At 60.7% G+C, this 17,564-nt stretch carries 14 protein-coding genes; 11 read left to right on the forward strand and 3 right to left on the reverse strand.

The genetic code is table 11. The features are described 5' to 3' along the window. Positions 1-2: 2 nt before the first annotated feature. The 5 genes from NKH97_RS28295 (at position 3) to NKH97_RS28320 (ending at position 7,242) form a co-directional block, all read left to right on the forward strand. A complete protein-coding gene (locus NKH97_RS28295) occupies positions 3-1,379 on the forward strand; it encodes an MmgE/PrpD family protein (protein ID WP_023809537.1) in 1,377 nt (458 codons plus the stop codon). An 825-nt stretch (positions 1,380-2,204) separates the two neighbouring features. Next, on the forward strand, positions 2,205-2,696 hold the full coding sequence (locus NKH97_RS28305; RefSeq protein ID WP_502897100.1) for an alcohol dehydrogenase catalytic domain-containing protein: 492 nt from the start codon (positions 2,205-2,207) through the stop codon (positions 2,694-2,696). Between the two features lie 937 nt (positions 2,697-3,633). After that, positions 3,634-4,848, forward strand: coding sequence for a glycosyltransferase family protein (locus NKH97_RS28310; RefSeq protein WP_023809540.1), 1,215 nt, complete (start codon positions 3,634-3,636; stop codon positions 4,846-4,848). Position 4,849: 1 nt separating this feature from the next. After that, a complete protein-coding gene (locus NKH97_RS28315; RefSeq protein ID WP_023809541.1) occupies positions 4,850-6,094 on the forward strand; it encodes a glycosyltransferase in 1,245 nt (414 codons plus the stop codon). Beyond that, complete coding sequence (locus tag NKH97_RS28320) at positions 6,091-7,242, forward strand: glycosyltransferase family protein (protein WP_023809542.1); 1,152 nt, start codon at positions 6,091-6,093, stop codon at positions 7,240-7,242. The genes NKH97_RS28315 and NKH97_RS28320 overlap by 4 nt, the downstream gene beginning before the upstream one ends. 36 nt (positions 7,243-7,278) lie before the next feature. On the opposite strand, the gene NKH97_RS28325 is transcribed toward NKH97_RS28320, so the two are convergent. Continuing rightward, on the reverse strand, positions 7,279-7,944 hold the full coding sequence (locus tag NKH97_RS28325) for a class I SAM-dependent methyltransferase (protein WP_081734794.1): 666 nt from the start codon (positions 7,942-7,944) through the stop codon (positions 7,279-7,281). A 233-nt stretch (positions 7,945-8,177) separates the two neighbouring features. Between NKH97_RS28325 and NKH97_RS28330 the strand changes: the two genes are divergently transcribed. From NKH97_RS28330 to NKH97_RS28340, 3 genes are read left to right on the forward strand one after another with little or no spacing between them, the layout of a single operon-like run. Beyond that, positions 8,178-10,892 carry an ABC transporter transmembrane domain-containing protein gene (locus tag NKH97_RS28330; protein WP_352799217.1) on the forward strand — a complete coding sequence of 905 codons (2,715 nt, stop codon included), beginning with the start codon at positions 8,178-8,180 and terminating at the stop codon, positions 10,890-10,892. A gap of 34 nt (positions 10,893-10,926) precedes the next feature. Next, positions 10,927-11,373, forward strand: a complete 447-nt coding sequence (locus NKH97_RS28335) for a cyclic nucleotide-binding domain-containing protein (RefSeq protein WP_031212612.1) — start codon at positions 10,927-10,929, stop codon at positions 11,371-11,373. Positions 11,374-11,396: 23 nt separating this feature from the next. Beyond that, the gene (locus NKH97_RS28340) at positions 11,397-12,251 is read left to right on the forward strand and encodes an MBL fold metallo-hydrolase (protein ID WP_127320283.1); all 855 of its coding nucleotides are present in this window, start codon (positions 11,397-11,399) and stop codon (positions 12,249-12,251) included. 1 nt (position 12,252) lies between these two features. Here the strand turns inward: NKH97_RS28340 and NKH97_RS28345 are convergent, their stop codons facing one another. After that, positions 12,253-13,014: a polysaccharide deacetylase family protein gene (locus tag NKH97_RS28345; RefSeq protein WP_023809546.1), complete on the reverse strand. Its 762-nt coding sequence runs from the start codon at positions 13,012-13,014 to the stop codon at positions 12,253-12,255. Further along, complete coding sequence (locus tag NKH97_RS28350; protein WP_023809547.1) at positions 13,011-14,099, reverse strand: glycosyltransferase family 4 protein; 1,089 nt, start codon at positions 14,097-14,099, stop codon at positions 13,011-13,013. The genes NKH97_RS28345 and NKH97_RS28350 overlap by 4 nt, the downstream gene beginning before the upstream one ends. Before the next feature lie 73 nt (positions 14,100-14,172). Between NKH97_RS28350 and NKH97_RS28355 the strand changes: the two genes are divergently transcribed. From NKH97_RS28355 to NKH97_RS28365, 3 genes are all read left to right on the forward strand, one after another. Next, a complete protein-coding gene (locus tag NKH97_RS28355; RefSeq protein WP_352442504.1) occupies positions 14,173-15,354 on the forward strand; it encodes a DUF3095 domain-containing protein in 1,182 nt (393 codons plus the stop codon). 169 nt (positions 15,355-15,523) lie between these two features. Further along, entirely contained in the window at positions 15,524-15,628 is a 105-nt protein-coding gene (locus NKH97_RS28360; RefSeq protein ID WP_023809549.1) for a hypothetical protein, read from the forward strand. Positions 15,629-16,164: 536 nt separating this feature from the next. Next, on the forward strand, positions 16,165-17,499 hold the full coding sequence (locus tag NKH97_RS28365) for an adenylate/guanylate cyclase domain-containing protein (RefSeq protein ID WP_352442503.1): 1,335 nt from the start codon (positions 16,165-16,167) through the stop codon (positions 17,497-17,499). Positions 17,500-17,564: the final 65 nt, after the last annotated feature.

The following is a 17,564-nucleotide window of genomic DNA, read 5'->3' on the forward strand; positions in this document are numbered from 1 at the left end:
AGATGAGCACGGACACCGCCGATTGGCCGACCGCCAGGCTCTGCTCGTTCATCGCCGAACTCGACTTCGAACAGATCCCGCCGCGCGTCGTTCATTTCGCGAAAGGACTGATGATCGACTGGCTCGGCTCGGCGCTGGCCGGCAAGGGTGCGCACCAGGTCGAGATCATCGACGGCTTTGCGCGTGCCATGGGGCCGGCGGACGGCCCAAGCACCATCATCCCGACGCGGCGGCGCACAAGCCCCTATTTCGCGGCGATGGTCAATGCGGCGGCCTCCCATATCGTGGAACAGGACGACGTTCACAACGGCTCGGTCTTTCACCCGGCGGCCGTGATCTTTCCGGCGGTCCTGGCGGTTGCCGAGGCTGAGGGGAAGACCGGCCGCGACGTCCTGACTGCCTGCATCGCCGGCTATGAAGTGGGCATCCGCGTAGGAGAATTCCTCGGACGCTCGCACTACGAGATATTCCACACCACCGGCACCGCTGGCGCTGTCGCCGCGGCCGCGGCGGTCGGCAGATTGATCGGACTGGACGCAGCCGGTCTCAACCATGCTCTCGGCTCCGCCGGCACCCAGGCGGCAGGGCTCTGGGAATTCTTGCGCGATGCCGCCGATTCCAAGCAGCTTCATACGGCGCGAGCCGCCGCCAACGGCCTGTTTTCTGCCTATCTGGCACGCGATGGCTTCAAGGGGGCCGCGCAGATCCTCGAAGGGAAAAAGGGCATGGCTTCAGGCATGTCCAGCGACGCCGATCCGGCCCGCCTGACGGACGGCCTCGGCAGCCGTTGGGCAACCGAGGAGACCTCCTTCAAATGGCACGCCGCCTGCCGGCACACCCATCCGGCCGCTGATGCGCTGCAGCTTCTCATGCGCGGCGAGGGGCTCGGTCCGGACGACATCGCTGATGTGGTAACCCATGTCCATCAGGGAGCCATCGATGTCCTGGGCGCGGTGGTCATTCCACAAACCGTCCACCAGGCGAAGTTCTCCATGGGCACAGTGTTGGGCCTCATCGCCGTCCATGGCGTCGCCGATCTCGACGCGTTCGAACACCAAGCACTTGCCGACACGCGCGTCGCCCGTTTCCGCGCCAAGGTGCGGATGGAGTTCGACGCCGAGATCGACAGACTTTATCCCAAGCAATGGGTCGGCAAGGTGAGCGTCATGACCATTGACGGCCGCAAACTCGATACCCGCGTCGACGAGCCCAAGGGCGACCCCGGCAACACGCTTGCGAAACAGGAACTGGAAGCCAAGGCCATACGCCTTGCCGAATTTCGAGGCGGCGCCACCGCCGACGAGATGCGCGCGTGTATAGCCCGCATCTGGAGACTCGATCAGCCCGGAAGCACGGCGCATATATTTGCTGAGAGTTAGCCCGCTATCGCGCCGAAGGACTGCATCCGCCCGAACGGATGGAGAATTGCCCGCGGCCGGTCGTGCTATGGGGCGTGCGCAGGAGCGACCGCAGTTGACTTCAGAGGCGATGTCAGCTTTCGGGAGATCACCCAGTGTCGAACGGCCGACTTGAAGCGCATTGCTGCCATTTGCGAAGATTGAACAAACGCTACTGAATTTGGGTCGTCAATTGCGAACGAGCGCATAACGGGCAGTTCGATTCCTTTCGCGCCGCCCTGTGTTGTAAAGCAGTTTGACGATAATGGTGGGCCCGGAGGGCATATTAAAATCCTTGGTTCTGTTGAGTTTTTCGTGGGCCAGAATCTGAAAGCTTCCCGTATCGTTTCGTATGCTCCCGCGACCCCAAACTGCCGACCATAGCTGACCTCGTTTTACGAACGTTGGGAGCAGGGTCCAGAACGGCGGAAATGGGGCCGGAACCCGACTGACAGCTTCGCGACTTCGGGATGGCCCTAGCGGACGTTTTACAAGTCTGGCATGTCCCATCGGAGACTCGACGACGTCGCTAGGCGAGAAGCGCCGAAACGCTTGTCCAATTATCCCCGGCCCGTTCCGCTTCGATCGCCTCATCAGGAGGCCTCTGGTCGCGCACCAACTTGACGATCTGTTAGCCATGGCAATTGTCGACTAGTATACTTAGCTGGAGTGTTCATGCTGAGGTTCTTGTCAGCGCGCCGCAGTCGCTAGAAATCCGGCCGGGCGCCATGCCACAGCCCGGCGCCAGCGAAGTGGTCGTTCACGTCAGCCGTGCCGGCATCTGTGGCTCCGACATTCACATCCTGCATGGCTCCAATCCGTTCGCCGTTCTATCCGCGCGTCATCGGCCATGAGTTCGCGGGCACCGTCACCGCGCTCGGACGCCATGTGACCGGCGTTGCCGTGGGAGGAGGCCGCGCGGTGGTCGACCCCGTGGTGTCGTGCGGCCACTGCTATCCCTGCCGGATCGGCCGTTCCAATGTCTGCGCCCACCTCGAAGTGATCGGCGTCCATCGCGACGGCGGTTTCCGTAACTTCGTCGCCGTCCCGGCGCATAATGCCATTCCAATTCCGGCCGACATGCCGTTCAGTCTGGCGGCGCTGGCCGAACCGATTTCGATTGCCGCCAACGTCCTCGACCGCACCGGCTGTGGCTCTGTGATACTGCTGATCAGGGTGCCGGAACCGTCGGCGTCACGGTGCTGCAGGTTGGCAAAATGCATGGTGCCCGCTGCATCGTGGCCGACATCGATGAAGCTCGCCTCGAGCGGGCGCTACGCTTCGGTGCCGACAAAGTGATCCACTCCGTGCGCGATCCCGTGCCGGCTCGCGCCTGAATCGCCGGCTGTTGCCACGCGTCGTCGAATGGCTGGCCGACAAGCGGCTCGATCCGCAAGGCATGATCAAGTAGCCTATAACTCATTGAAATTGCACTAAAATATCCCTATAATCCCAAAAGAGACCGACACCAGAGCCGTCAAAAAATTACGCTTTTGGTTTTAAAGGGAATTCGCCGCAAAGAATTTTCGAGGGTTCACCAACTATCGGGACCAATCGGGCGATTTTTGTACCTCACGACGTTCGACGGCCTGCCCAAGCCGTTTAAAGAAGTACCGTCACCGCTCCAATAAGGCATTGGCATGGGCCATAACGATCGACAAGCAACCGGTGTCGCACACACCCTGCAGCGGGTGGTGTGTTGCGACCGCGCTGGCATCCACTCGATTTTTGCTGAAATTCCGGCTAGCTTGGCGACAGATGGCTCAATTTCTGGTCGGTGAATCACAATGAGACCGCCCGTCAAGAGAATAATGGGCGGCACCTTTGGTCCCGAGGCGAGTGCAATGGCGCACGAATGAGTTCTACAAGAATGCGCCGTGCGACGCCAGCGACCTTGTCCTTTCGTATACCGATCAAGCAATTGGCTATATGGGCAAGATAGGGGAATTTCACCTTTACCAGTCCGGATTGGAATCAAGAGGGATGATTTCTGCCGATTTTTTTGACATCGCTTTCCTCTTCGATCCATCCCACAATATAACAGGAAGTCTCTGCTCACACCCGCGCGGCGATATTCGCCAACCCATCTAGTCTCGGACTCGCGATCAGAAAGCATATCTGAACGGCATTCCATAGAAGCAATATAAAATTGAAAATTGCGGCCAAACCCAGGATGGTTTCGAAGCCGGCGGGCCACTCACGGTGTCAAGGCGAGAATTTTAAGAGACGTTCAAGAATGACCCAGCACGCAGAAAACGCACGAATTCTCATGTACAGCCACGACACGTTCGGGCTCGGCCACTTGCAGCGCTGCCGGACTATTGCGCATTCGCTAGTCGAGGATTTCCGTGGGCTTCAGGTGCTTATCATTTCGGGTGCGACTATCGCTGGCGCCTTCGACTACCGCGCCCGTGTCGACTTCGTGAAGATCCCCAGCGTCATCAAGCTGCGCAACGGCGAATACACCTCGTTGGAAAAGGACATCGATCTGCATGAGACGCTAAGGATGCGTCAGTCGATCATCCGCCACACAGCCGAGACCTTCCGGCCGGATATCTTCATCGTCGACAAGGAACCGCTCGGCCTGCGCGGTGAGATTGAGGACACGCTGTCCTACCTCAAGACGCGGGGCACCACGCTGGTGCTTGGCCTGCGCGAGGTGATGGATGCACCGCATCTGCTCGAAGCAGAGTGGGCGCGCAGGGATGTGATGCGCAAGATAGGCCTGTTCTACGACAAGGTCTGGGCCTATGGCCCGCCGGATTTCTACGATCCGTTGACTGGCTTGGATGTGCCGCCGGCTGTCAGGGCAAAAATGAGATTCGTCGGTTTCCTGCAACGGAGCCTGCAGCGGAACCAGTTGCCCGGCCACCGGCCAGAGGGCGACTATATCCTGGTTACCACCGGTGGCGGCGGCGACGGCGCCGAATTGATTCACGACGTCATCGACGCTTATCAGCAGGATCCGAAATTGCAGCACAAGGCGCTGATCGTGCTTGGGCCTTACATGCCGGCTCGCAAGCGCAACAAGTTGCTGAAGAAGGGGGCCACGATCCCCTACATCAAGATTATCGAGTTCGACAACCGCATGGAAGACCTGATTGCCGGCGCCAAGGCGGTAGTGGCGATGGGCGGTTACAATACTTATTGCGAGATACTATCTTTCGACAAGCCGGCGCTCATCGTGCCGCGCATCGAACCCCGCCAGGAACAACTGATCCGCGCGCGGCGCGCAGCCGAACTGGGCCTCGTCGAAATGCTTTTGCCGGAGGAAGCCAAGGACTCCCAGCGATTTGCCGATGCACTGGTGGCGCTGCCGAATCGGCCTCGTCCATCCCAGAGTAATCCACATCTGACCCTGGAAGGGCTCCCTCATATTTCCGAAATCGTCGCGGAACTGCTCGACCGGCAGGCTGGCCCTCACCTTTCGGTTATTGAAGGCATGAACTGAGTTGCAACATCGCAAGATCGTCGTGGTTCTGAAGGGTTATCCGCGGCTCTCGGAAACCTTCATCGCGCAGGAACTGCTCGGACTGGAGCGTGCGGGGTTCGATCTGATACTCGTCGCGCTCAGGCGGCCGACCGACGCAAAACGCCACCCCGTGCATGACGAGATCAAAGCGCCCGTCCATTATCTGCCGGAATATCTGCATGAAGAGCCGCTGCGCGTGGTTCGCTCGCTTTCTGCTTGTTTGCTGCGGCCGGGCTTCTGGCGTGCACTGGGATCGCTGGCCGTCGATATGCCGCGCGACTTTACGCGCAATCGCGCGCGCCGTTTCGGGCAAGCGCTCGTGCTAGCGGCCGAATGGCCCGAAGACGCGGTATGGCTGCATGCGCATTTCGCGCACACGCCGGCATCGGTGACGCGCTATGCCAGCCAGCTTCTTGGTCTGCCCTGGAGCTGCTCGGCCCATGCCAAGGACATCTGGACTTCGGCGGATTGGGATCTGGCCAGCAAGCTTTCCTCGGCGCGCTGGACGGTAACTTGCACGAAAACCGGCTTCGACCGTCTGAAAAAACTCGCCGACGGCAACTCGTCAGTGCATTTGAGCTATCATGGGCTCGACCTTGATCGCTTCGGCATTTTCGGCGAGGCACGAAAACAGCATGACGGCTCGGCGCCGGACGAACCGGTTATCGTTCTGAGTGTCGGGCGCGCCGTTGCAAAGAAAGGTTACGACACCTTGCTGGAGGCCCTTGCCCTCTTGCCCGGTGATTTAGCGTGGCGTTTCGAGCATATTGGCGGCGGCGAGGAACTGGAACGGCTCAAGGCGTTGGCGCAAAAGCTCGGACTGGATGGTCGCATCTCTTGGAAAGGCGCGCTCGCGCAGGAAGAGGTGCTTGAGCACTACCGCCGCGCCGATATCTTCGCCCTGGCCTGCAGGATCACCGCAAATGGTGACCGCGATGGTCTGCCGAATGTTCTGGTGGAGGCGGCCAGCCAGCGGCTTGCCTGCGTGTCGACCGATATTTCCGGCGTGCCGGAGCTTTTATCGCCGGATGAAACCGGGCTGCTGGTTCCGACGGAAAACCCAATTGCCCTGGCACAGGCGCTGGAGCGGCTGATCCGTGATCCCGTGCTGCGTGCCCGCCTCGGCGACACCGCAGAGGCGCGCGTGCGCGGCAATTTCGATCACATAGCAAGCATTGGACAGCTCAAGGAGCTGTTCGAACGGGAGTGGCGGGCCGCCGAATGAAGCGGCTGCGCGCGTTCTTCTATGTCCAGCACCTGCTCGGCATCGGCCATCTCGCGCGCTCCAGCCGCGTCGCGGCGGCTCTGGTCGATGACGGGTTTGACGTAACCATCGTCACTGGCGGAGCGCCGGTCGCGGGGTTTCCGGGATTGGGGGCAATATCTGTAACCCTGCCATCTGTCACCTCCGGTGATGAAGGATTTTCCGGTCTTGTCGACCTGCAGGGCAAGCCCATCGACGATGATTTCAAGAAACGGCGTTCAGAGATGCTGCTGCAGGCATTCCGGGATTGCAGGCCTGATATCGTCATTGTCGAGGCGTTTCCATTTGGGCGCCGGCAGATGCGTTTCGAACTCTTGCCGCTGATCGAGGCCATCGACGCGGCGTCGCCCAGACCGCTGCTGGTGACGTCAGTCCGTGATATCCTTCAGGAGCGCGTCAAGCCGGGCCGAAACGAGGAAACGGTCGATCTCGTTAACAGGCATTTTGACCTTGTCATGGTCCATGGCGATCCGGCTTTCGCAACCATCGACAAGACATTTCCACTGGCGGGAGCGATCAGGGCCGAGGTTGCGTACACGGGGCTCGTTGCCGCGCCACCAGCGCCCGCGGCCTCCGAGCGTTTCGACGTTGTGGTGTCGGTTGGCGGCGGGGCCGCCGGAAAGAGCCTTGTCCGGTCCACCATCGCATTAGCGCGGAATGCCGACAACGCCTGGAAATGGTGTCTGATCACCGGCCCAAACCTGCCGAAGGACGAATTTGACGCGATTACACGCGATGCGACGCCGCGCCTGTCCATCTTCCGGTTTCGCGAGGATTTCGCCAGCTTGCTGACCGGCGCCCGCCTGTCGGTCTCGCAGGCGGGTTACAACACTGTCTGCGATGTCCTGCGCGCGCGCTGTCGCTCGCTGCTCGTTCCCTTTGCAGCCGGCGGGGAAACGGAACAGACGGTTCGAGCCCTTATGCTCGAAGAGCTCGGCCTTGCAACGGTGCGGATGGAAAAGGACCTGACGCCTGAGTGTCTGGCGCAAGCGATCGAACAGGCGCTTGCGGGACCGGCGCCAGCGGCGCATCGTCTCGATCTGGAAGGCGCCCGTCACTCTGCGCAAATCCTGCGCGAGCGGCAACGAACCTGGTCCTCGAAATCCTAACGCAGGTCGCATCTCGTTGGATTCGCGAAACGCGCTTCAAACAGTTCCAATCAGCATGAAGCGCGTATATTTTTTTGTCGGCAGTTCGCCGGAGAACCTGATCTCCCGTAGCGCCGCCATTGCTTCGAAGGCTGCAAGCGAAGCCACGCAGTTGATGTGCGTCGGCTCGCTGAAGTAATCGTTCGATTGCAGCAGCACATTCGTGCCCCGCGGAAGCAGGGCCAGCCAGGCACCCAGCTCGGCTATGTGTTCGCAGCTCGTATTGACCACTAGGTCGGGCCGCCCGGCGGCATAGTCGAGTGCGTACATATCTTCCGTCAGCGCCCGGAAGCGGTCGCCGGCTTCCCGGTTGAGGGTCCGGGCGACCGGCCCGACTTCCGGATCGATGTCGATGCTGTCGATCGCCGCAATGTCGAAACGGGCGTCGTTGAAAAGCATTGCCGGCAATACGCCGTACCATCCACCCAGCACCCATATACGCCCGAACCGGCCGCCGCAGCTTCCAAACAGCTCGTCGAGCGCCCACATCTTGCAAGCGACCTGCTTGTGGTTGAAGGCGTTGGCGATGTCGGCCGTCGGATGCTTGGCGATGACGCGCGCCAGCCCGGCGACGAGAGGGTGGTCGACATAGGCGGCAATTCCCCGGGCGAGATCCAAGGCTTGTTCGTGCCCGCCGGCATTGCGTGCTTGTGTGACATCCATCATATTCGTCCTCTATGTTGGGATTTCGGGCGACACAACGCAATATTGCCTCACGCGAGCCTGTTCGACTTGCGGATAAGACGATGCCGCCAGCCGTTTCGCCGTTGCACGGTGGCGAAGGGGGCCGATTGCGTCTGTCCCGACCAGCGGCGTCCATCCGCGAAGACATTGCCGATACATCGTTTGCCAGCAGGTGCTTTCACCGCCTGCATCCTCCAAACTGACAGTCGCATATGGAACCCAGCCTAGCCCGCTATATCTGGACGCACACCCGGAAGCAGCAGATCTGGATATTGATGATCGTCCTGCTTTCGATGATCCCATATTTCATGTCCTTCGACCTGCCGAAGCTGATCGTCAACGGCCCGATCCAGGGGAAGGGGTTCGAGCAACCCGGCACGACCCTGCCCTTCATGAGATTGCACTATAACCTGCCGTTCATTGGCGAGGTCCAGTTCTTCTCCGGTTTTCAGCTTGACCGCAAGGAGACGCTGCTTGCCCTGAGCCTTGTGTTCCTCTTGCTGGTCGTCATCAACGGCCTGTTCAAACTCTACATCAACACCTACAAGGGCCGCCTCGGCGAACGCATGCTGCGGCGTATTCGCTTCGATCTGATCGATCGTGTGCTGCGGTTTCCGCCGATTTACTTCAAGCGGGTGAAATCCGCCGAAGTGGCGACCATGGTGAAGGATGAGGTGGAGCCGCTGGGCGGCTTTATCGGCGATGCCTTCCTGCAGCCGGTGCTGCTCGGCGGCCAGGCGCTGACGGCCATGCTGTTCATCATGGTCCAGAACGTCTGGCTCGGAATGATAGCGGTGGTGATCGTGATCATCCAGATCGTACTCATCCCGCGGATGCGGCGGCGGCTGCTCGTGCTTGGGCGCCAACGGCAGTTGACGGCGCGCGCGCTTTCTGGCCGGGTTGGCGAAATCGTTGACGGCATCGGCGCGGTTCACGTCCACGATACGTCGAACTACGAGCGCGCCGACATAGCTGCTAGGCTAGGGCTCATCTTCAAGATCCGCTTCGATCTTTACCAATGGAAATTCATGGTAAAGTTCCTCAACAATTTTCTCGCACAGCTCACGCCCTTTCTGTTCTACATGATCGGCGGGTATCTGGTCATCGGGGGCCGGCTGGACGTCGGCCAACTCGTGGCGGTGATCGGAGCCTACAAGGACCTGCCCGGACCGATGAAGGAACTGATCGACTGGGATCAGGATCGGCAGGATGTCCAGGTCAAATATCAGCAGGTCGTTGAACAGTTCACCGTCGAGGATATCATTGCGCCGGGAATCGCGGCACTGACGATCGACGATCGCGGTCCGATGACAAACCCGCTGTCGGCGGTCGGTCTCTCCATGGCAGACGATGGCGGTGCAATGCTCCTCAACCGTGTCTCCATGCAGGTCAAGCCGGCTGAGACGGTGGCGCTGGTCAGCACCCCGACAGGCGGAGCGGAGGCGCTAGCAGAAGCCTTCGCGCGTCTGAACTGGCCAGAGAGTGGAAAGGTCGCTTCGGGCGCCGATGACCTGCTTGAACTCCCCGAAGCCGTGACCGGCCGGCGCATGTCTTACGCCTCGTCGGATGTTTTCCTGTTCCAAGCAAGCCTGCGCGATAACCTGCTCTACGGGTTGAAGCATGCACCGCTGACATCGGTGACTTATGACGGCGCCGCGGCAGACCAGCAGCGCTGGAACATGGACGAGGCGCGCCGGTCGGGCAATCCGGATTTCGACGTCCATAGCGACTGGATCGACTATGCTTCCGCCGGTGCTACCGGCCCGCACGACCTCTTTGAAGCGGTGCGCCGGGTGCTCGACGCGGTTCTTCTGTCGCGCGACATACTGGATCTTGGCTTGCGCTGTTCGGCCGACCTCACGCGTCACACGAAGCTCGCCGGGCGGATCGTCGAACTGCGTGCAGCGCTGCGAACCCGGCTGGAACAGGAAGGGCTGCGCGAACTGGTGGTTCCTTTCGAGCCGGGCGCTTACAACACGGAAGCGACGATCGGCCAGAACTTGCTTTTCGGCGCCGCCGCCGGCCCCGAACTGGCCGACAAGGCTCTGGCGGCCAATCCCTACTTTGCTTCCGTGCTGAAGCAGGCCGGCCTCGACAGCACGCTCTACGAGATGGGCATGGAGATCGCCGAACAGGCCATCGAGCTGTTTGCCGACCTGCCGCCAGATCACCAGTTCTTCCAGCAGCTCGCCTTCATGAGCGCCGAGGAGATCCCCGCCTACGAGACCTTGCTGCAGCGGCTCAAGAACCGCCCCTACGAGGCGGTTTCGGAGGCCGACCGCGCCATGATCATCACCTTGAGCTTTGCCTATATCGAGCCCCGGCACCGCTTCGGCCTGCTGACCGACGAGTTGATGAGCAAGATCGTCGCCGCACGCAACCAGTTCTATGAAAACCTGCCGCCCGAACTGCACAACGCGATCGAACGGTATGATCCTGCCAAATACATTGCCGCGGCCACCGTCATGGACAATGTCCTATTCGGCCGTGTGGGAAACAACCATCCCGACGCCCCGGACCGCATACGCTCCATCGTCTATGACATTCTTGACGAGCTGGGGCTCTATGCCGAGCTTCTGGATGTCGGCCTGGACTTCAACGTCGGCGCCGGTGGAAGGCGGCTGACCGGCGGACAGCGACAGAAGCTCGATGTTGCCCGGGCTCTGCTCAAGCGTCCCGATTTTCTCATTCTCAACCGGCCGCTGTCGGCGCTCGACCAGCGCATTCAGGACAAGGTGCTGCGAAACGTGCTCGAGGAAGCCAGACGCGACGGCCATTCGCCGGCAATTGTGTGGGTCGTGACGAGTCCGGCAATGGCGATGATGTTCGATCGCGTTATCGTCTTTGACTCGGGTCAATTGGTGGAAGACGGTACACACGAGACACTTTTGGCAGAGAACGGTATCTTCAAGGAACTTCTGTCATAGTCTGGCAGACGCGAATTTAGGAAGGTTTGCGACAATGCTGCTCAAGGATGAAGTTGGAATGCTTCAACGCGTTCCCTTGTTCTCTGGCATTGAGCCGGCAAAGCTCAAGCTGCTCGCGTTCACATCCGATCGCGTGAATTACAGCGCCGGCCAGATTCTTTTCCGGCAGGGCGACGAGGCAGACGCTGCCTATGTCATCCTTTCAGGCAGGGCGGATATTCTGGTCGATTCCGACAGCGGGCCGATGAAAGTTGCCGAACTGCTGCCAAATTCGATTGTCGGCGAGATCGCCATATTGTGCAACAGCTCCCGCACTGCCACCGTCAGCGCGGCAAGTGATCTGGAGGCCTTGAGAATCCGCAAGGATCATTTCCTGAGGCTTATGAAGGAGTTCCCGGAAATGACCATCGAGATATTGCGGGTTCTTGCCGATCGGCTAAGCCATACGACCGCGGATCTGATCGACGCACGAAGCGCCTAGAGCTATGATGGGCGAAAGGTAGCATGGACGACGATTTTTTCCTGGTCAGATTTTGGGGCGTGCGCGGCAGCATTGCTGTATCCGGGCCAGAATTCGCTCGCTATGGCGGCAACACAATCTGCATTGAGATGCGATGCGGCAAGCATACGCTTCTGTTCGACGCAGGCTCTGGCCTGCGGCCTGCCGGCAGGGCGCTTCAGGCGTCGGATGTGACCGATTTCGACCTGCTTTTCACCCATTGCCATTACGATCACATCATCGGGCTGCCGGCTTTTGCGCCTATCTTCGACCCGAGCGTCAAGCTTACGCTTTGGTCCGGGCATCTTGCAGGACGCATGACGACCCGGCAGATTATCGATGAGTTCATACGGCCGCCGTGGTTTCCGGTGAAAATGAACGTCTGCAAGGCAAATCTCGACTGCCGCGATTTCGTATCCGGAGACGTGCTTCGGCCGCGCGAAGGGGTGGTGGTTCGGACCGGCAGTCTCACCCATCCGGGAGGCTGCATAGGCTACCGGATCGAATGGGGCGGCCGCGTCGTGGCGGTGATCACCGACACCGAGCACGAGCCGGACAAACTCGATCAGTCGGTGCTCGACCTGATCGAAGATGCCGACCTCGTCATTTACGATTGCACCTACACCGAGAAGGAAATGGAACGCCGCCGCGGTAACGGTCACTCGACATGGCAACAGGGCGTCAAGCTCTGTGAGGCGGCCGGTGCACGGGCGCTTGCACTGTTTCACCACGATCCGACACGCACCGACGAGCAACTGGACGAGATGGAGAAGCTGGCCAAGGACAGGTTTGCCGGCGCTTTTGCCGCGCGGGATGGCCAGATGCTCAAGTTCCCGGTCTCATCGCACAGAAAGCGCTGAGCTATTTTCCTTTACCCGCGTGGCGCCCGATCAATGTCCTGATCGGAAGCCATGCACAGGGTTCAGCCTGTGCGGTGACTGTCAACAATCGTTCGAGGAAAAGCCAGGCCGATTCATCATGTACAAGATGGTGGGTGAGCAGGCCGATCGGCTCGCCGTCGGATGCATGCTGCAAGTGTGCGATGATAGCCTGGACCAATACACCATGATCGCGGCAGCCGCGCGTGCCATGCCAATCCATGATGTCGACATTGCTGTTGATGACCGCCAATGAAGCCGGCTTCGGCGGCCCATAGACTGACAAGGCCGCAAAACCTATCGATCCAAGGTCGGATACCACGCCGGCGTCGATCCTGTTCCAGGGCGGCACCAGCATCGGAACGGCACGTGCGCCGTGCAGGCCGGTTACTCGCGACAGTCCGCGAGCCAGATCATCGAGCACCGCCTCGCGTGGCCGATGCGCGCCGAGCTCCTGCTTTTTCTGGTCCTCGGGCGCATGAGTCCGGTGCGCCCAGCCATGGATGGCGACCGTGGCATGCGGGGCCTCGTCGAGCCGGGCGACAAGCTTCGCGTCGGTCAGGGCCGGAATGACGGCCAGAGTGACCGGAACCGCGAATTCACCGGTGAGGTCGAGCAGCCGATCAAGCGCAGGCGTCGGATACACGGCGTCGTCGTCGCGCAGCCAGAACTCCGCCTTTCGGCCCGCCCGTTGCAGGCGCGCCAGCTCTTCCACCAAGGGCTGCCAGATCGGATCGGACGTCATGAGACCGGGACCTTCGCAATAAGTTCGGCCAGACGCGCAGCTGCGCCACCGAGGGAACGTTCTTCGAGAACGAAACGCCGGGCTTCCGCGGCCATGATGGTTCTTTCGTCGTCCCGGGCCAGAAGCCTTTCAATGGCGGAAGCGAACGCCGCGACATCGCCCGGCGGGGTGAGAAACCCGGTCTGGCCATCCCGCACGACCTCCGGCACGCCGGCGATGTCCTGGGCCACCACCGGAAGGCCGGCGGCCTGTGCTTCAAGATAGGCAACGCCGTAGGCCTCGCCATAACCCGGCCAGACATAGATTCCCCCGGTGTAAAGGACATCCGGCACGGCGGCAGGCTCGATCGAGCCGATCCATTCGATACGATCGGCGGGCAAGCCGGCGAATTGCGCTTCGACCTCGTCGCGAGCTGGCCCGTCTCCGACGACCGACATGGTCCAGGGCATATGGCCGATCAAGCCGAGCGCTTGCGCCAGCATGCGATAGCTGCCCAGTTTGTCGCCCGGGCGCATCATGGCGACGGTAACGAGGCGCGTCGGACAACCCCGTGCCGGGATTTCCCGGAATGCCGATATGTCGATGAAGGGCGAAAGCATACCGAAAGCGGCCTTGGGAATAGCATCCGCCAGTCCCTGACGATCCCTTTGGGTGAAGCAGATGTTCAGAGCCGCTTGTTCGATGGCTCGCGCCACCAATGCTTGGCTATCGGCCCACAAGCCGGCATTGCGTCGCCTGGAATAGGAGGCTTCCGCTGTCACATAGGGGACAGCAAAGGCCGACGCCAGCTCCGGCCCGATCAAGTCGGGCGCCTTGTAATAGGGATGGTAGGTGAACCAGAGATCGGGCTTGCCGTCACGATCCCAAAGCTTGGTCAGCCGCGCGGCTTCCTCTGCGGCCTCGATCTTGAGTGCCTCGAAACTTTTCGACTCCGGCTGGCGTAGATAGAAGCGCAACTCAGATGCCAATTCGACGCTATGCCCTCCGTACTCCAGCGCTTTGACAAGCATCCGTGCCATCTGGCGGTCGCCGGAGACAACGGGATGATTGGGTGACTTCAGCGGCGCGTAGAAGGCAATTCGCATCGCGCGACCTATCATCGGAAAGCCTGCGCAAGTCAATTTCGAAGCGTAATCGACTTCACCTTCAAGCCGTGGAATGTGCTATCTAATGGCCATGGAACCAGCTGTCGCGTCCGACCCGTTTGTCGCTTCTTTGCCTGTCTTCGCAAAGTTCGAAAGCGTTGCCGATATCGATAACTATCGGCCCCTCCCCGATGGCTGGGCGCTGGCCACTGCCGACATTGTCGGCTCGACCAAGGCGATCGAGGCGGGGCGCTATAAAACCGTCAATATGGCCGGCGCAAGCGTCATTTCGGCGCTGCTCAATGCGCTGGGTCGGCAAGATCTCCCCTTTGTCTTCGGCGGCGACGGCGCACTCGTGGCGTTTCCCGGCTCGGCGCTGGAGATCGCCCGCAACGCGCTGGCGGCCGTCCAAAGATGGGTGGCGGACGAACTGGGCCTGACCTTGCGCGCCGCGATCGTGCCGATAGGGGACATAAGGGCGCAGGGCCTCGACGTTCGCGTGGCGAGGTTCCAGGCCTCCGAAGCGGCCTTCTATGCCATGTTCGCCGGCGGTGGCGGCAGTTGGGCGGAAGCTGAGATGAAAGCGGGGCGCTACCGCATCGATCCTGCGCCGGTCGGCGCGCGGCCGGATCTGACCGGCCTTTCCTGCCGTTGGAACCCGATCGAAGCACGGCATGGCGAAATCGTCTCGATCATAGCCACACCGGGGGCGTCGCGCGACTTGCGCGGGTTTCAGTTTCTGGCTTCCGACATCATCGCCCTCGCCGGCAGGCAGGAGCGCAATGGCCACCCGGTGCCGGTGGACGGCCCGGGCTACAGTCTGCTGCCCGCCGGCCTGGATGTCGAGGCGCGGGCGATGGCCACGGCAGGATGGCGGTGGCGGTCGAAGCTGTGGATCGTGTTCCTGATGACGCTTACGGCTGTAACCGATCGATTTGGCTGGACGATTGGCCGTTTCGATCCGAAGGTCTACAAACGCGAGGTGGCCAGCAATTCGGATTTCCGAAAGTTCGACGACGGCTTGAAGATGACCATCGACGTTGACGCGGATGTGCTGCATCGGATCCAAGACCGGCTGAAGCAGGCGGAAGAGGCGGGCATCTGCAATTATGGCCTGCACCGCCAGAAGTCGGCCTTGATGACCTGCCTCGTCATCTCGCCGCTGCAGCGCGATCATGTTCATTTCATCGATGGCGCCGCCGGCGGCTACGCGATGGCTGCCGCAAGCCTGAAGGCGAAGGCGCCGGTCTGCTGACTGCTTGTTTCCGCAATATGCCCTCACTCATGGTTCTTGGCACCGGTGAGCCGCGCCATGGGAGCGGGTAGCCTGTCCGAATTGACGGGAAAGCAGATTTTTGGACGCCTAACGATCAACATATGACCGTCTTCTGAACCGGATTTCGAGGTGCGTCGCGCAAGTCGGCGTGATCGGACCGAGCTATGTCGGGTTGCCGCTGTCGGTTGCGATCGCACGCGCCGGGTTCCCGGTTTCCGGCTTCGACATCGAAGCCCGGAAGGTCGATGCCTGAGCCAACGGCCAATCCTAATTGAGGCAGTGACGTCGACAGCCGTGCCGGCCGGGCGGTTCCGCACCACTGCGGATTTGCCGAACTAGCCGTCTGCGATGCCATCATAATCTGCGTTCCGACACCGCTGACGAAACACCGGGAGCCGGAGAGGATCCCCGAAGGATTCGATGCTGTCGTCGTGGCAACCTACCACGACGCGATCGACTATCAGGCGATCGCTGATCACGCTCCTCTGGTCGTCGACACACGCAATGATTTTGGCCGCCTCGGGCTGGTCCAAGAGACAGTGGTGGTGAAGGCCCGACGATGTCTGAGACGGCGAATTCTTTGCCCGATGTCAGGATCGAGATTGCACTCCGCCGGAAGCCTCGCCACATAGGGTTCCAGGTGATAGATGCTGTTTACGCCTGCTTCCTTCCTGCAAGGAGTTATTTAGGAAATTCTTCGCCGGCTTTCGTCGCCGAAGCCGGCTTCACTGCCTTCACTTGTGTGGCGGATCAAAGGAGATGGCTCGTCTTCGACGGGTTTGAGATAGCATGAGCACAGCGCAAGCAGAAGTTTCCACCATTCTCATGGATAAAGTTGCCGACTGGCTGAGCCAATCGGCGCTGGCGGGCAACGACCTGGAAACATTGGTAAAGGGCTTTTGTGAACGGTTGGCTGCTGCCGGCCTGCCGCTGAAGCGGGTGCATTTGAGCTTTTCGATGCTTCATCCGCTCTATGACGCGCTTGGTTTTACCTGGCTTCGCGGCCAGGGCCTGGAAGTGGAAGGCTTCCGCAGTGAGAACGGCGTTCATTCCGACAGATTCCTGACCAGCCCATACTACCATCTGCTCAGCAACAAGCTCGACCACCTGCGGCGCCGGCTTGACCCGTCGGTGCGGTCGGAGTTTCCTGTTTTCGACGACCTCAGGCGTATGGGCGTCACCGATTACATGGCATTCGTGCATCCCTTCAACGGCGATACCAGCCAGGGCATGATGGGGTCGTGGTCGACCGACAGTGCGTCTGGCTTCAGCGACGGCATGATTTCGGCGCTATTGCGGATCCAGAACTATCTCGCTATCGCCACCAAGATGGCGGTGCTCACCAAGCTCGCCGACAACATGATGACCACTTATCTTGGCGGCGACGCCGGCAGACGTGTGCTGGACGGCCAGATCAAGCGCGGCGAGGGTGACACAATCCGGGCCGCACTGGTCATGGGCGATATGCGGGGGTCGACAAGGCTTGCCGAAACCTCCGGTCGCGAAATCTACATCGATACGCTGAACCAGTTTTTCGATGCCATCGCTGCACCTTTCAATCGCAAAGGCGGGCAGATCATGAGTTTCCTGGGGGATGGCTTCATCGCCGTCTACCCCTGCGAAAGGCATCGCTCGCAGTCCGAGATCGCCTGCCAGGCTGCTCTTGCGGCAGCGCACAAGGCCAGCGCGCGCATGATGGAGCTCAATCTGCGCAGAAAGGAGCAGGGGTTGGGCGACATAAAGTTTGGTATCGGCCTGCATGTCGGCAATGTGATGTTCGGCAACGTCGGACTTACCGACCGGCTGACATTCTCTGTCTTCGGCTCGGCTGTAAACGAGGTCCAGCGTCTCCAGACCCTGACCAAGAAATATCCGCACAGCGTTCTCGCCAGCAAGGACTTCGCCAGCTATTGCGGCGACAACAGTTGGCTGACGCTCGGCACGGAGGAACTGGCGGGTATCAAGCAGAAGCTGACGGTGCTTTCACCCGATTTGTCGGGTGCTCTCGCGCTCGATGAAGACGCTGCGCCGATTCAGGACCGGATATCGGACGCCGAGCAGGTCATGCTGCTTCATCGCGATGCCGCGCGGTTGTCGGCAAGCGACCGGAGGAAGCTCCAGTAACCGACACGATCCGGTCCGAAAGCCTTGGTGTGCAGCCCGGTCGCCGGTTCCGTCGCGGAATTCGA

Origin of the sequence: Mesorhizobium sp. M0870 (genome assembly GCF_040319775.1) — a bacterium.
Classification (GTDB): domain Bacteria; phylum Pseudomonadota; class Alphaproteobacteria; order Rhizobiales; family Rhizobiaceae; genus Mesorhizobium.